This window comes from Pseudomonas protegens CHA0 (genome assembly GCF_000397205.1).
Lineage (GTDB): Bacteria > Pseudomonadota > Gammaproteobacteria > Pseudomonadales > Pseudomonadaceae > Aquipseudomonas > Aquipseudomonas protegens.
On record NC_021237.1, the window covers coordinates 258,331 to 272,730 of the forward strand.

Consider the following 14,400-nt stretch of genomic DNA (forward strand, 5'->3'; position numbering starts at 1 on the left):
TGAGGAGTGGTAAGGCTTTAACGATCGGGACTCGGATCAAACAAACGCGGGGGTGTCACGCGGGCTCGGTGGCCTGATATTCCAGCAGGTCGCCGGGCTGGCAGTCGAGTGCGGCGCAGAGTTTGTCCAGGGTCTCGATTTTCATCCCCTTGACCTTGCCATTTTTCAGCAACGACAGATTGGCCTCGGTAATGCCCAGGATGGCGGCCAACTCTTTCGAGCGAATCTTGTTTTTAGCCATGACAACGTCAAGCCGAACGATAATGGTCATCTCATTGTTCTATATGTAGTGACTGTGCTCATCACTGAGGACTTTGGCGTCGCGCATGATAATGGAAAACGAGCAGAGCAAGATTCCTTTGACCACCTCGTAGGCCGCGTAGGACGAGAAGCCCGCGGAAATCTGCAGGATGCGCTGGCCGGGCGGCAGGTCGATGGACAGGGCCAGGCCTTGCAGGGTTTCCATCATCGGGAATGTGGCCGGGGCGACTATCCACAGCATGCCCACGCGCCAGAGGATGCGGATGTTGCGATCGCTCCAGGTTTCGCCACGGGACAGGCGCAGGAAGAACACGCCGGTCAGGTACAGGGCGAAGCTCGACAGCAGCAGTGGCAGGAAGTCGAGGATCACCAGCAGGGCGAAGCTCAGCGACGAGAGCTTGAAGTCCGCTTCCAGCAGGCGCGGCGAGTGTTCGGCGAATACGCCGAGCAGGGCGCCCAGGACCTGGTCCTTGCTGTAGATCCAGAGCCCGGCATTGCCGCCCAGCTCCACCACGCCCATGACCCAGGCCAGGATCGCGGCCAGCAGGCCGACCCGTCGTAAGCGGTACTGGGCCGAGCCGTTGATTTGGGAGTTCATGCGTTATTCCTTGCAAAACTTTGGGGGTGGCAAATTATTGATAAAAAATTATCGAATTACAATAATTTATTTTCAATAATCGTCACGACTCCAGGCCAGGAATCATGCTGTGGCGAGGGAGCTTGTTCCCGCTCGGGCGCGTAGTGGCCGTAAAACCTGAGGTTGGGGTCTTATTGGTGTACCTATCCATTGCTGCGGTCACGGCCACTTATGGTTTCGCTCTTGCAGCGAGTCACTTTGAAGCCCGGAATGCCGGCCAGCCCAAAGTAACCAAAGGCTCCTGCCCCTCCACTCGGTGCCTCGCCTGCGTTTGGCCATCGTGTCTAAGGGGGCAGTAAGATCAAAAGCCAGAGCAGGATCAAAATCTGCCGGCGGCCTACCGGCCGACCTATCTCTGTCGTCCTCCACGTTTCCTGTCGCCGCTGCCGAGCCTGCGAGGCTGCGAAAAGGACCGCAGGGCCTTGCTTGGCGATCTCGCGCCGGTCCTCTGATGCCTGGCGGATCGCCGCGAGTTTCCACGAGCCACTCTGTGTGGCCGAATCAGTCGCGCTGCGGCTCCAGCAAGTCGAACGACAGGACCTTGATCTGCCGGTCGGCGCTATAGACGAACCCAACCCGCGCACCGGGATGCAGGTGCTCCGGCAGGCGGTAGCTCTCCCAGGCGTTGAGCGTGTATTGCCCATCTGCTGATGGCCTGCGCTCCCCCGATCGCAGGGGCGTACCCAGCAGGTTGCGGATGTCGGCGTGGGTCATGCTGCGCGAGAACGGGGCGGGCAGCTCGCCCCTGTAGAAGGAGCGCCCCTGTTCAAGGGGCATGAGTTCGATCAATACCTTTTCCAGGGCCAGGCTGTCTTCCCAGAAGTCCAGCATCAGGCCGGGCTCGACGATCACGGTCAGCCAATCGAATTCATCGTAGATCTTGTCCGTCGGGGTCTCGATGCGTTCTCCCCGGGCGATCAGTTCTTCATGGCTGAGCCCCAGGCTGCTTACCCAGCGGCCGATCGTTGCAGCGTCCATCGCTATTCCTGTGTCCTGAGTTGAGTGTGTGCCCGTTGTCGCGAGAGGCGTTGGCGGCCGATCTTAGCCGGTCGAGAAGGATAGTGGTGCTGTGGCGACATGAAGAACGCCGCCTGCCGTGCTGGCAGGCGGTGGGTTGGAGGGCCGGTGTCAGGCCGGTTGGGGCGCGGTATCGAGCTGGGCCCGGGCCTGATAGCTGGCGGGGCTGAAGATCCGGGTCAGGAGCAGCATCGCCAGGACACCCACGATCAGCACCCACCAGGCGCTGACAAAGCTGCCGGTGACTTGCCGCAGCCAGCCGCTGAGCCATGGCGAGACGGCGTTGATCAGAAAGCCCACGCCCTGGACAAAAGCCGCCAGTTGCCCGGCTTCCCGAGGGTCGCGCCGGTGATCCAGGGTGAGGATCAGGCTCAGGGCAAAGCACGCTCCGAGGCCGAAGCCGATCAGCGCCACCCACAGGTGCGGGCTCTGCAAGGGCCACAGCACCAGCCCGAGAAAACCCGCGGCCTGGGCCGCGAGGCTGATGCCCAGCAGCGGGCGGCGGTCGCTGCTGCGCTGGGCCAGGGCCGGCATCAGCAGGGCGGCGCTGACTTGGAACAGGGTCATGAAGGCCAGCAGCGAACCGCTCTGGCTGGCGCTCCAGCCCATCTGCAGGTAGTAGGCCGGCAGCCAGGCGACCATGCTCATGTAGCCGCAGTTCACCAGGCCGAAATACAACGCCAGCAGCCAGGCGCGGCGGTTGTTCCAGAGCCCGGCCAGGGGGGCCGGGCTGCCGTTGCGGCGGCCGGCGCCCAGGGGCAGGCAGGCCCAGAGCAGCAGCGCCGCCATGGCCGGTAGCAGCCAGACGCCAAGCCCCGCCTGCCAGTTGGCGAAGTGGCTGGCCACCTGCGGGCTGAGCAGGGCGGCAATGCCGCCACCGCCCATCAGCGAGGCCGAGTAGACGCCCATGGCCAGGGCCACCCGGTGCTGGAACTGGCGCTTGATCAACGCCGGCACCAGGGCCTGGATCAAGGCCACCCCGGCGCCGCCGAGCAGGGCGGTGGCGAGCAAGGCCGCGGCCTGGCCGAAGAACAGCCGCACCAGGCAGGCCAGCAGCACTAGCAGCAAGCCCAGGGAAACGCCCCGACGCTCGCCCAGGCGGGCTTCGATGCGTACACCGAGCAAGGCCACCAGGCCCATGCAGATCACCGGCAGGCTGGTGAGCCAGGCGCTGCTCTGGAAGCTCATGCCGGTGGCGCCGCGGATCTCGTTGAGCAGCGGGCTGACCGAGCTGAGGATGGGCCGCAGGTTCAGCCCCAGGCACACCAGCAGGGCCCAGCCGGCCCAGCGCTGGAAGGTGGATTCAGTTCGCTGCATGACGCTCCTGCCAATCCTGGTAGAGGGCGCTCATCGCTGCCTGGGGCAGGTGCAGCACCGGCAGGCGCTGGGCTTCCAGGGGCTTGCTCAGTTGCTGGTAGATGGCCGCGGTGGACAGGCCGAACGGCTCAGCTTGCTCATTGCTGGCAGCGAATACCGCGCGGGACACGCCGCACAGGTACATGGCGGCCAGGCACATGGGGCAGGGCTGGCCGCTGGCGTAGATCACGCAACCATCCAGGCGCGGGCCCAATTGCCTGCTGGCGGCGCGGATGGCCAGCATCTCGGCGTGGGCGGTGGGGTCCTGGCTGAGGTGGATTTCATTCACCGCCTCGGCCAGTACCCGGCCGTTGCGCACCAGCAATGCGCCGAACGGGCGGCCGCCCTGTTCGACATTGCGCCGGGCCAGTGCCACGGCCTGTTGCAGGTAGTGTTGATCGTCGTGCATGCAAGGTTCCTTCAAAAGAGGGGCCGGCTCAGGCAGCGCCGGCATCGCGCAGCAGCTTGGCGATGGCGCCCTGGCCACGGCGCTCGGCCTGTTGCAACGGGCTGAGGCCGGCACGGTCCGGCAGGTTCAGGTCGGCGCCGGCGGCAATCAGTTGGGCGACGATCTGTTGGTGCGCCGGGCCGCCGTCGGACAGCACTATGGCTTCCATCAGGCAGGTCCAGCCCAGGTGGTTGACGTGGTCCAGCTCGACGCCGGCCTCGATCAGCAGGCGCACGGTTTCCACGTGGCCGCGTTCGCAGGCCGGGATCAGCGCGGTGCCGCCGTAGCGGTTGGTGCTCTTGAGGTCGGCGCCGTGGGCCAGGGTCAGCTTGAGGATTTCGTTGTGACCGCTGGCGCCGGCCAGCAGGTAGGGGCTGTCCTGGATCAGGTTCTTGCGGTTGACGTCGGCCCCGGCCTCGATCAGCGCCCGGGCGATGTCGATGCGGTTGTCCCGGGTGGCCACCAGCAGCGGGCTGCTGCCGTCCAGGCCACGGCCATCGAGCGCCGCGCCTTGCTCAAGCAACTGTTGCACCTGTTGCAGTTGCCCCTTGCGTACCGCTTCCAGCAACGCGCCATCGCTGGCCATGACCACCCCCGCAGTGAACAGGCCGGCGGCGATCAGGCCGCGTTTGAGAAAACGCTTGAGTTGCATGAGAACCTCCCGTTCCGGCTGATGAAAGGGAAGTATGGTGACGGCCCTGGGTATTCTGAAATTAAATATAATCATGCCAACCAGTGGCAGTCAGGATGGTAGGTCAACATGTTGGATCCGGTGTTGTTACGCAGTTTTGTCGCGGTCGCCGACAGCCAGAACTTCACCCGCGCCGCCGAGCGCCTGCACCTCACCCAGTCCACTGTGAGCCAGCAGGTGCGGCGCCTGGAAGAGAGCCTGGGCTGCCAGTTGCTGGACCGTGACCAGCGCCGGGTGGTGGCCACGGTGGAGGGCGAGCGGCTGCTGGCCTACGCCCGGCGCATCCTGGCGCTGCATGAAGAGGCCAGCGATATGCTGGTCAACCAGCGCGGCGAAGAAGTCCTGCGCCTCGGGGTGCCGGAAGATTTCGCCGCCGAGCGCCTGATGCCCATGCTCTCGCGCTTTGGCCTGGACTACCCGGCAGTGCGCCTGGAGGTCAGCAGCGGCCTGGGCCCTGAGCTGTTGCGCCAGTACCGGCGGGGTGAGTTCGACCTGCTGCTGGTCAAGCAGATGGGCCACAGCGATGACTGCGTGGACTCCTGGCCCGAGCCGCTGTGCTGGGTCGATAGCGTTCGCCAGCCCGCCTTTGGCCGCGATCCGCTGCCTTTGGTGGCGTTCCCGGTGGGCGGCCTGTACCGCCAGGAAATGCTCCATCACCTGGAGGTCGGAGGCTGGCCGTGGCGCATCGCCTATTCCAGCGCCAGCCTGGCCAGCGTCTGTTCGGCGGTGGCGGCGGGCCTGGGCATCAGCCTGTTGCCGGTACGGGTGCTGGGCAAGGGGCATCGCGTGCTCGACGCCGACAGCGGTTTGCCGGACATCCAGGGCGTGCGCCTGGCGTTGTACGCCGGCAGTGGCTTGAGCCGGGCCGGCAAGGAGCTACAGGAACAGTTGCGGGCAGTGGCAAGCGTCAAGCCGCAAGTGGCCAGGCGATGACTGTCTGCTGGTTGGCCAGGTTCGTCTGCACCAGGGCTGTACAGGCCGATCATCCGGGGGGCGAGTTGCGGAACAGCTTCGCCTAGCCGTCGCGCGTTCGATAACAGGCGGCCGCCGGGATCTCGTCGCCTCATGCCGGTAGCACAGTGCCCCAGCGGCCCTGGAATGCCCCTTCACAAGATTGTTCAGCAGCGCAAGGGCTGATCTTGAGGGGGCGCTGCTGCTTGGAGAGCTGTTCCATCCTCCGCCAAGCGTCTTGTTTCGATGCTTTGCGGGAATATTTTCGATGCCCGCAAGGCATGGTGTTTTTCCCTCTTGGCTGCAGCCCTTGAACCACGGGGCCTGGGGCTTTTTCGCGAAATCAGGTATTCGATTTCGATCTATCTATAACTTGAAAGATTACTTTAAGAGATAAGCACGGGGCACTGATCATTGACCCCGCGGCACCGTTGCGTGGGGGCAGTTCAAACGCCGGTGCCGGGTTTTTCAAAAGATCGTAGGGAGTGAATCCATGGGCAATGTCCAGACCGCCGCCAGTGCACACGAGGTGCTGTGGCGCCAGGCACCGAGCGGCGAGTTGGTCGACCTCGGCCGGCCTCACCGCTTGCCGCTGGGCCAATTGCGTCTGCAACGCACGCCCAAGGGGATATTGCGTCGCCGTGAGGCCATCATCCTCGGCGCCGCGGCCCTGGTACTGCACGCGGCAGTGATCTACTGGCTGAGCCAGAAGCCGACCCCGGTGCTGCCGATCGTGCCGCCGGAAATCCCGCCCATGACCATCGAGTTCTCGCGCCCGGCGCCGCCGGTGGTCGAGCCCCCACCGCCACAACCGGTACAGCCGGTGGTGGAGCCGCCACCTCCGGTGGAGGACGAGCTGGCCGTGAAGCCGCCACCGCCCAAGCCGGTGCCCAAACCCAAACCCAAGCCGGTGCCCAAGCCCGAGCCGGTGCCCAAGCCCGAGCCGAAACCTGCGCCCAAACCGGTGCAGCAGACTCCGGCGCCGCCACAGCCCGCGGCCCCGGTAGCCGCTCCGGCTCCGCCCGCGCCACCGGCCCCGGCGCCCGTGACCCCGGCTTCGGCGAATGCCGCGTACTTGAAGAACCCGGCGCCGGAATATCCGTCGCTGGCCCAGCGTCGCGGTTGGGAAGGCACGGTGCTGCTGCGGGTGCATGTACTGGCCAGCGGCAAGCCGGGCGAGATCCAGATCCAGAAGAGCAGTGGTCGCCAGCAACTCGATGACGCCGCCCTGGCCGCGGTCAAGCGCTGGAGTTTCGTCCCGGCCAAGCAGGGCGACGTGGCCCAGGACGGCTGGGTCAGCGTACCCATAGATTTCAAGATTCATTGAGCCGCAAGGCCGATCAACCAACACGCGCTAAACGCTTACACAGAGGGAACACATCATGACGTTACTGGCATCTCCACTGGAATCCATCGAAAGCGCGGTGATCTGGCTGTTGGTGGTCTTCTCCGTCGCCACTTGGGGCCTGGCCCTTGTCAAGGGCGTGCAGTTCGCCCGCCTCAAGTCCCAGGATCGCAAGTTCCACAATCAGTTCTGGGCGGCGTCCAGCCTCGACTCCGCTGCCTCGTTGAGTGAAACCCAGCCCGGCGCGGCGGCCCGGGTGGCCCAGGCCGGCTATGCGGCGATCCAGGTTGGCGAAGCGCCCCACGCGGCGGACCTGAGCCAGGCAATCAACCACCAGGACCGTCTCGAACGTGCCCTGCGCCAGCAGATCGTGCGTGAGCGTCGTTCCCTGGAAACCGGCCTGGCGGTGGTTGCCAGTATCGGCAGCACCTCGCCCTTCATCGGCCTGTTCGGCACCGTGTGGGGGATCATGGAAGCCTTGAAAGGCATCAGCGCTGCTGGTTCGGCGAGCCTGGAAACCGTGGCCGGTCCCATTGGCGCAGCCCTGGTGGCGACGGGGGTGGGGATCGCCGTCGCAGTGCCGGCGGTGCTGGTCTACAACTACTTCCTGCGGCGCCTGAAGCTCACGGCCGCGGACCTGGACGACTTCGCCCACGACTTCTACAGCCTGGCGCAGAAGAACTCCTTCCGCGTGCTGATCCACCCGAGCGTGCACAAGGCCGCGGCCCAGGGCAGCCCGCAAAAAGTGAAGGAGGCGTCCTGACATGGCCTTTTCCACCCAAGACAGCGATGAAGTGCTGAGCGAGATCAACGTCACGCCGCTGGTGGACGTGATGCTGGTGCTGCTGGTGGTGTTCATCGTCACCGCGCCGCTGCTGACCAACGCCATTCCGATCAACCTGCCCAAGACCGAGGCCGTGGCCCCGGTGGAGCAGAAAGACCCGCTGGTGGTGAGCATCGACGGTGCCGGCAAACTCTTTATCAACAAGGACGAGATCCAGCCGGACCTGCTGGAAACCAACTTGCAAGCGGCCAAGGCCAAGGACCCGCAAGTGCGGGTCCAGCTGCAGGCCGACGATGGCGTCAACTACGGCGAAGTGGCCCGAGCCATGGCGTCCATCGAGCGTGCGGGCATCACCAAACTGTCGGTGATTACCGCGCGCTGAGACCGAGCAACAACGCCACGACTTTTCAGGCCGTCTCCTTGGCAGGGTGCGGCCTTTTTTTTGCCTGGCGAAAAAGCCCCCGCAAGGCCCCCACCGTAATCGCGCCAGCCGTAGGCGCTGGCTTGCCAGCGAAGGCGTCCTTGAGCGCGGTGCAAGGCTTGCGGGCCCCTTCGCTGGCAAGCCGGCTCCTACAAGAACACCGCCGTATTCGCGCCAGATGTAGGAGCTGGCTTGCCAGCGAAGGCGTCCTTGAGTGCGACGCAAGGCTTGCGGGCCTCTTCGCCGGCAAGCCGGCTCCTACGGAGGCCGGGGGGAAGTTTTATATTCGTTTAAGGTATTAATAAATAGCTTCTTATTCCTTAACGAATATAAATCCCCTCCCTATACTCGTCCGGGAACAGACACGCAGCAGGAGAGTTCCCCATGCGCAACGAATCCATTCGCTACTTGATTGTGCCGGGCTGGCAAGGATCGCCAGAAGATCATTGGCAAACCCACTGGCAGAACAGCCTGCCCAACAGCGCGCGGGTGGAGCAGGCCGACTGGCTGACGCCGCGCCGCGAAGATTGGGTGGCGGCCCTGGCCGAGGCCATTGCCGCCGACGACACTCCGGTGATCCTGATTGCCCACAGCCTGGGTTGCATTACCGTGGCTCATTGGGCCGCGCGCGCGCCCGTAGCGGCCCTGCGCCAGGTGCGCGGTGCGTTGCTGGTGGCCCCGGCGGACGTCGAGCGCCCGGCCTGTGCCCCGGCGCTGCGCAATTTCGCGCCGATCCCCCGGCACCTGCTGCCGTTCCCCAGCCAAGTGGTCAGCTCGGATAACGACAGTGCCGTGAGCGCGCCGCGGGCCCTGGAGCTGGCCCGTGACTGGGGCGCCGAAGCCGGGATCCTGGCCGGCGCCGGCCATATCAACGTCAAGTCCGGCCACCATCGCTGGGAGCAGGGTTTCGCCTATCTGTACCGCTTGCAGAACCGCATGGAACAACACGCCCTGCGTCGTGCCTGATCGTCCTTTTTTCGTTTAAACGCCCCGTCCCCCGGCGGTCTGGGGCGGGAGCCTGCCATGAGTGCCCATACCCCATTCGGTCAGCCGTTGCTGACCTTCCCCGATGCCGAGAAAAGCCCCCTGAGCATCCGCGCCAAGGCGCTGGTGTTCGTCGACCCGCGCTCGCGGCAGTTGCGCGAAGAGCTGGAGCAACTGGCGCCGCGTTCGGTCTCGGTACTGATCCGTGGCGAAACCGGCACCGGCAAGGAGCTGCTGGCCCGGCACATCCACCGTGCCAGCGATCGCAGTGGCCTGTTCGTCTCGGTGAACTGCGGCGCCATCAGCCCGACCTACGCCGACGCCGAACTGTTCGGTTATGCCGCCGGCAGTTTCAGCGGTTCGGCCAGCAGCCGCGCCGGCTGGTTCGGCTCGGCCAACGGCGGGACCCTGTACCTGGATGAAATCGGCGACCTGCCGCTGCCGATCCAGACCAAGCTGCTGGCCGCCCTGGAGAACCACGAAGTGACCCGGGTTGGCGCCCAGCAACCGAGCCCGGTGGACGTACGCCTGGTGGCGGCCACCAGCATCGACCTGGCCCAGGCGGTGGCGGCGGGCAAGTTTCACGAGCGCCTGTATCGCTACCTCAGCGAAGGCCAGCTGGAACTGCCGGCGCTGCGGGAACGGGTGGGAGACATCGAGTCCCTGGCCGAATACTTCCTCGGCATCTACAGCCAGCGCCTGGACCTGCCGGTGCCGCTGATCAGCGAAGCCGCGCAGCAGGCCCTGAATCGCCACAGCTGGCCGGGCAACACCCGGGAGCTGGAGAACGTCATCCACTTTGCGCTGCTGGTCAGCAGCGGCGAGGAGATACTGCCCGAGCACCTCAACCTGCCGCCGACGCCCTCGCCGCTGGAGCAGATCCAGCAGTTGTTGCAGCAGATCGCCGAGATCGGATCCGCTGTCGAGCGCCAGGCGCTGCACCAGTTGCTGCAACGCACCGCCCTGACCTGAAACCCCGGCCACCGTAGGAGCTGGCTTGCCAGCGAAGGCGTGCACAAGGGCGATGCAAGGCCTGAGGGCCTCTTCGCCGGCAAGCCGGCTACTACCAAGGCTGGCCTGGCAGGTGGGAAATCGCAGGCTAGAGCGCCGGGAGGCTGTATGAACAAAATGGAATATGAACGTGAATAAAAGATATTGTTCGGGAATAAAAAATCTCGGTATTGTCCGCCTCACGCCAGCAGTGGCACTTCACTGGCACCTCGATCAGTTCCCTATTTGAAGCCGTCGTCGACCTCGACACCTAAGGACCTTGCATGAAAAAAGTTCTGTTGTTCACCGCACTGGCGGCAGCCCTGAGCGCAGGTATCGCCCAGGCTGGCGAGAAGCTGGTGGTCGCCGCGACCCCGGTGCCCCACGCCGAGATCCTCGAGCTGATCAAGCCGACCCTGGCCAAGGAAGGCGTGGACCTGGAAATCAAGGTCTTCACCGACTACGTGCAGCCCAACGTGCAGGTCGACCAGAAGCGCCTGGACGCCAACTACTTCCAGACCCTGCCCTACCTGAAAAGCTTCAACGAAGGCAAAGGCACCCACCTGGAAACCGTGATCGGCGTGCACGTCGAACCTTTCGGCGGTTACTCGAAGAAGGTCAAGACCCTGGCCGAGCTGAAAGATGGCGCAACCATCGCCATCCCCAACGAAGGCAGCAACAGCGGCCGCGCCCTGATCCTGCTGCAGAAGGCCGGCCTGATCGAGCTCAAGGACCCGAAGAACGCCGTGGCCACGCCCAAGGACATCGCCAAGAACCCGCACAACTTCAAGTTCAAGGAACTTGAGTCGGCCATGCTGCCGCGGGTCCTGGACCAGGTTGACCTGGACATGATCAACACCAACTATGCCCTGGAAGCCGGCCTGAACCCGGCGAAGGATGCGCTGATCATCGAAGGTTCCGATTCGCCTTACGTGAACTACCTGGTGGCTCGCCCGGACAACAAGGACAGCCCGGCCATCCAGAAGTTGGCCAAGGCCCTGACCAGCCCGGAAGTCAAAGCCTTCATCGAGAAAAAATACAGCGGCGCAGTACTGCCGGCGTTCTGATGAACTAGGCTACTGACGCGACAAACCCCTTCAAGGTTTAAACGCCGACGGCTAGCGCAGCGTCGGCGTTTTTTATTGCGCCCGAAAACCGTAGGAGCCGGCGCCTATACAGCGGCGTTTTTGGCAGTGGGCTGGGTGGCCCGGCGCAGGGCCGCCAGCCATTTCATCAGTTCATGGGGGTCCAGGGGTTGCGGGGTCTTTGCATCGGCCATGGTGGTCGTCCTTGAGAGGTGCAGCGTCCAGTGGGGGGATGGGCGCGAAAGCTCCGTTCGACCCGGTAGAAAAGGTAGTAGCCCTGCGCCAGCCCGGCAAATCCGCGGGTTAGGTTTTTGGGTGATATCAATATGCCTTAACGGTATTTAAATTCTGCTTTTTATAGCTATAAAGTCGCGGCAGCCGGGCGGTTACCCATCGCCCCATGGACTGCACCACCGCCGCTGTACCCCAGCGGCGTCCAGGACTTTCAATGACCCTCGACTACGCCTTTATCCTCAGCACCCTGCCGGCCTTTCTCAAAGCCGTTGGGGTAACCCTGCAGGTCGGCCTGATCGCCATCGGCACTTCCCTGCTGGTGGCCCTGATCAACGCCACGCTCCTGGTATTTCGCACCCCTTACCTGCACCGGCTGATCGGCCTGTACGTGGAACTGGCGCGCAACACACCGCTGCTGATCCAGCTGTTCTTCGTCTACTTCGCCTTGCCGGCCCTGGGGATCAAGGTCTCCGGCTTCACCGCGGCGATCATCACCATGACTTTTCTTGGCGGCGCCTACCTCACCGAGGTGCTGCGGGCCGGCGTGGAAGCCGTGCCCCAGGCGCAGTTGGAGTCGGGGCGTTCCATCGGCCTGTCGCAGTGGCAGTTGCTGCGCTACGTGATCCTGCCACAGGCCGGGATCCTCAGCCTGCCATCGCTGTTCGCCAATTTCATTTTCCTGCTCAAGGAAACCACCGTGGTCTCGGCGGTGGCGGTGCCGGAAATTCTCTACACCACCAAGAGCTACATCGCCCTGTACTACAAGACCTACGAAATGCTCGCGGTGCTGACGCTGATCTGCGTGCTGTTGTTCCTGCCCCTGTCGCTGTTGCTCAGCCGTCTGGAAAGGAGGTTGCAGCATGGCCAGTTCGGGTCTTGAGCTGTTGCTGGTGTCCCTGCCGCAACTGGCCAGGGGCGCTGCGCAGACCTTGTCGATTTCCTTGCTGAGCATTGCCTTCAGCACCCTGGGCGGCGTGCTCTATGGCGTGCTGCGCAGCCTGCAGCGCAAGGTGCTGGACGTGCCGCTGCGGATCTACCTGGAGCTGTTCCGGGCGATCCCGGTGCTGGTCTGGTTGTACCTGCTGTTCTTCGGCTTTCCGATCTTCTTCGGCATCAGTATTCCCAGCTTCACCTGCGCGGTGCTGGTGCTGTCGCTGTGGGGTGCCAGCGAGGTCGGCGAGGTGGTCCGCGGGGCTCTGCAATCCCTGCCCCGGGGCCAGCGTGAAGCGGGCTTGTCCATCGGTCTTTCCGGTGCCCAGTTGTACGGCTACGTATTGCTGCCCCAGGCGCTGAAACGCATGACGCCACCGACCATCAACGTCTACACGCGGATCATCAAGACCAGTTCCCTGGCGGTGCTGATCGGCGTGGTGGACGTGATCAAGGTCGGCCAGCAGATCATCGAGCGCACCTACGAGTCGGTGCTGATCTACGGCGTTCTGTTTCTGTTTTTCTTCTTTATCTGCTACCCGTTGTCAGCCGCCTCCCGCGTGCTGGAACGGCGCTGGACGCAAGCATGAGCGCATTGATCGAGTTCCAGGGTTTCAACAAGTTCTTCGGCCCGCAGCAGGTGCTAAAGGAAGTGGACCTCTGCGTGGCGGCGGGTGAGGTGATCGTCATCCTCGGCCCCAGCGGCTGCGGCAAGAGCACCCTGTTGCGCTGCCTCAACGGCCTGGAAACCGCCCACAGCGGCCACCTGCGTTTTGCCGGGCGCGAACTGCTGAGCCCCGCCACCGACTGGCGCCAGGTGCGCCAGCAGATCGGCATGGTGTTCCAGAGCTATCACCTGTTTCCCCACATGAACGTGCTGGACAACATCCTCCTGGGGCCGCTCAAGGTACAGAAGCGCGAGCCCCGGGAAGCCCGGGCCCAGGCCGAGGCGCTGCTGGAACGAGTGGGCCTGCTGGACAAGCGCGAGGCCTTTCCCCGGCAGCTTTCCGGCGGCCAGCAGCAACGCATCGCCATCGTCCGTTCGTTGTGCATGAACCCCCAGGTGATGCTGTTCGACGAGGTCACCGCGGCGCTGGACCCGGAGATGGTCAAGGAAGTGCTGCAAGTGATCCAGGGCCTGGCCCGCGACGGCATGACCCTGTTGATTGTCACCCATGAAATGGCCTTCGCCCGGGCCGTGGCCGACCGCATCGTGTTCATGGATGGCGGGCGCATCGTGGAACAGAACACCCCCGAGGCTTTCTTCACGAACCCGCAGAGCGCACGCGCGCAGCAGTTCCTGGAGAAGTTCTCCTTCGTTGAAGCACTGCCCAAGAAAGCCCCTAAAAAGGAACTGGAGCTCTTATGAAAACTGCCAAGTCTTCGCTGTTGTTACTGCCGCTGTTCGGTCTGGCCCTGCTGGCCGGCTGCGATAAATCTGCCGAGGCCCCCAAGCCTGCGGCCACCGCTGCCAGCGCCGCGCCGGCGGCCGGCTACCTGGACAAGATCAAGGCCCGGGACAAGCTGATCGTCGGCGTGTTCACCGACAAGCCGCCGTTCGGTTTCGTCGATGAAACCGGGCGCTATGTGGGGTTCGATACCGACATCGGCCGGCGACTGGCCAAGGACCTGCTGGGGGACGAGAACAAGGTTGAATTCGTCGCCGTGGAACCGGCCAGCCGCATTCCCTTCCTGCAGAGCGACAAGGTTGACCTGATCCTGGCCAACATGACCGTGACTCCGGAGCGCAAGGAAGCGGTGGAATTCACCAACCCCAACCTCAAGGTGGCGGTGCAGGCCCTGGTGCCCGAAGGCAGTGCAGTGAAGAGCCTGGATGACCTGGCGAGCCGCACCACCATCGTCACCACCGGCACCACCGCGGACATCTGGCTGACCCAGAACCACCCGGACTGGAAACTGCTCAAGTTCGAGAAGAACACCGAGTCCCTGCAAGCCTTGGCCAATGGCCGTGGCGACGCCTATGCCCAGGACAACCTGATTCTGTTCAGCTGGTCCAAGCAGAACCCGGGCTACCGCGTATTGCCCCAGACCCTGGGCGAACAGGCGCCGATTGCCCCGGCGGTGAAGAAAGGCAACATCGAACTGCGGGACTGGGTGAATGCCGAACTGGCCAAACTGGGCGAAGAGAAATACCTGCTCAAGCTGTATGACCAGTACGTGCGCAAGGAACTGAGCGACGACACCAAGCCCGAGAGCGTGATTGTCGAAGGCGGCAAGTGGCAGGGCTGATCCCTCCTCCCTCCGC

The 14,400-nt window shown here is 64.0% G+C and carries 17 protein-coding genes; 11 read left to right on the forward strand and 6 right to left on the reverse strand.

Features of this window, described 5'->3' with window-relative positions; all coding sequences use genetic code 11:
- Nucleotides 1-55: 55 nt before the first annotated feature.
- The 6 genes from PFLCHA0_RS01115 to PFLCHA0_RS01140 all read right to left on the reverse strand — a co-directional run bounded on the left by PFLCHA0_RS01115 (nucleotide 56) and on the right by PFLCHA0_RS01140 (nucleotide 4,371).
- Complete coding sequence (locus PFLCHA0_RS01115; protein ID WP_011058598.1) at nucleotides 56-271, reverse strand: helix-turn-helix domain-containing protein; 216 nt, start codon at nucleotides 269-271, stop codon at nucleotides 56-58.
- A gap of 9 nt (nucleotides 272-280) precedes the next feature.
- Complete coding sequence (locus PFLCHA0_RS01120) at nucleotides 281-859, reverse strand: hypothetical protein (RefSeq protein WP_015633727.1); 579 nt, start codon at nucleotides 857-859, stop codon at nucleotides 281-283.
- Nucleotides 860-1,399: 540 nt separating this feature from the next.
- Nucleotides 1,400-1,876: a DUF6392 family protein gene (locus PFLCHA0_RS01125; protein WP_015633728.1), complete on the reverse strand. Its 477-nt coding sequence runs from the start codon at nucleotides 1,874-1,876 to the stop codon at nucleotides 1,400-1,402.
- 150 nt (nucleotides 1,877-2,026) lie between these two features.
- Nucleotides 2,027-3,232, reverse strand: a complete 1,206-nt coding sequence (locus PFLCHA0_RS01130) for a CynX/NimT family MFS transporter (RefSeq protein ID WP_011058601.1) — start codon at nucleotides 3,230-3,232, stop codon at nucleotides 2,027-2,029.
- Nucleotides 3,219-3,680 carry a nucleoside deaminase gene (locus PFLCHA0_RS01135; RefSeq protein WP_015633729.1) on the reverse strand — a complete coding sequence of 154 codons (462 nt, stop codon included), beginning with the start codon at nucleotides 3,678-3,680 and terminating at the stop codon, nucleotides 3,219-3,221. Before PFLCHA0_RS01135 ends, PFLCHA0_RS01130 begins: the two co-directional genes overlap by 14 nt.
- 28 nt (nucleotides 3,681-3,708) lie before the next feature.
- A complete protein-coding gene (locus PFLCHA0_RS01140) occupies nucleotides 3,709-4,371 on the reverse strand; it encodes an ankyrin repeat domain-containing protein (RefSeq protein ID WP_011058603.1) in 663 nt (220 codons plus the stop codon).
- Between the two features lie 108 nt (nucleotides 4,372-4,479).
- Between PFLCHA0_RS01140 and PFLCHA0_RS01145 the strand changes: the two genes are divergently transcribed.
- From PFLCHA0_RS01145 to PFLCHA0_RS01195, 11 genes are all read left to right on the forward strand, one after another.
- The gene (locus PFLCHA0_RS01145) at nucleotides 4,480-5,343 is read left to right on the forward strand and encodes a LysR substrate-binding domain-containing protein (RefSeq protein WP_011058604.1); all 864 of its coding nucleotides are present in this window, start codon (nucleotides 4,480-4,482) and stop codon (nucleotides 5,341-5,343) included.
- Nucleotides 5,344-5,854: 511 nt separating this feature from the next.
- Nucleotides 5,855-6,688, forward strand: a complete 834-nt coding sequence (locus tag PFLCHA0_RS01150) for an energy transducer TonB (protein WP_015633730.1) — start codon at nucleotides 5,855-5,857, stop codon at nucleotides 6,686-6,688.
- A 55-nt stretch (nucleotides 6,689-6,743) separates the two neighbouring features.
- Entirely contained in the window at nucleotides 6,744-7,469 is a 726-nt protein-coding gene (locus PFLCHA0_RS01155; RefSeq protein ID WP_011058606.1) for a MotA/TolQ/ExbB proton channel family protein, read from the forward strand.
- Between the two features lies 1 nt (nucleotide 7,470).
- Nucleotides 7,471-7,872: an ExbD/TolR family protein gene (locus tag PFLCHA0_RS01160; protein WP_011058607.1), complete on the forward strand. Its 402-nt coding sequence runs from the start codon at nucleotides 7,471-7,473 to the stop codon at nucleotides 7,870-7,872.
- A gap of 423 nt (nucleotides 7,873-8,295) precedes the next feature.
- Nucleotides 8,296-8,877 carry an alpha/beta hydrolase gene (locus tag PFLCHA0_RS01165; RefSeq protein WP_011058608.1) on the forward strand — a complete coding sequence of 194 codons (582 nt, stop codon included), beginning with the start codon at nucleotides 8,296-8,298 and terminating at the stop codon, nucleotides 8,875-8,877.
- Between the two features lie 57 nt (nucleotides 8,878-8,934).
- Entirely contained in the window at nucleotides 8,935-9,867 is a 933-nt protein-coding gene (locus tag PFLCHA0_RS01170) for a sigma 54-interacting transcriptional regulator (protein WP_011058609.1), read from the forward strand.
- 302 nt (nucleotides 9,868-10,169) lie between these two features.
- A complete protein-coding gene (locus PFLCHA0_RS01175) occupies nucleotides 10,170-10,952 on the forward strand; it encodes a MetQ/NlpA family ABC transporter substrate-binding protein (protein WP_011058610.1) in 783 nt (260 codons plus the stop codon).
- A 466-nt stretch (nucleotides 10,953-11,418) separates the two neighbouring features.
- Complete coding sequence (locus PFLCHA0_RS01180) at nucleotides 11,419-12,084, forward strand: amino acid ABC transporter permease (RefSeq protein WP_011058611.1); 666 nt, start codon at nucleotides 11,419-11,421, stop codon at nucleotides 12,082-12,084.
- Nucleotides 12,065-12,724 (forward strand): amino acid ABC transporter permease, encoded by a 660-nt coding sequence (locus tag PFLCHA0_RS01185; protein ID WP_015633731.1) that lies wholly within the window; start codon nucleotides 12,065-12,067, stop codon nucleotides 12,722-12,724. Before PFLCHA0_RS01180 ends, PFLCHA0_RS01185 begins: the two co-directional genes overlap by 20 nt.
- Nucleotides 12,721-13,503 carry an amino acid ABC transporter ATP-binding protein gene (locus PFLCHA0_RS01190; protein WP_015633732.1) on the forward strand — a complete coding sequence of 261 codons (783 nt, stop codon included), beginning with the start codon at nucleotides 12,721-12,723 and terminating at the stop codon, nucleotides 13,501-13,503. Before PFLCHA0_RS01185 ends, PFLCHA0_RS01190 begins: the two co-directional genes overlap by 4 nt.
- Complete coding sequence (locus PFLCHA0_RS01195; RefSeq protein WP_015633733.1) at nucleotides 13,500-14,384, forward strand: transporter substrate-binding domain-containing protein; 885 nt, start codon at nucleotides 13,500-13,502, stop codon at nucleotides 14,382-14,384. Before PFLCHA0_RS01190 ends, PFLCHA0_RS01195 begins: the two co-directional genes overlap by 4 nt.
- The last annotated feature ends 16 nt before the right edge of the window (nucleotides 14,385-14,400 follow it).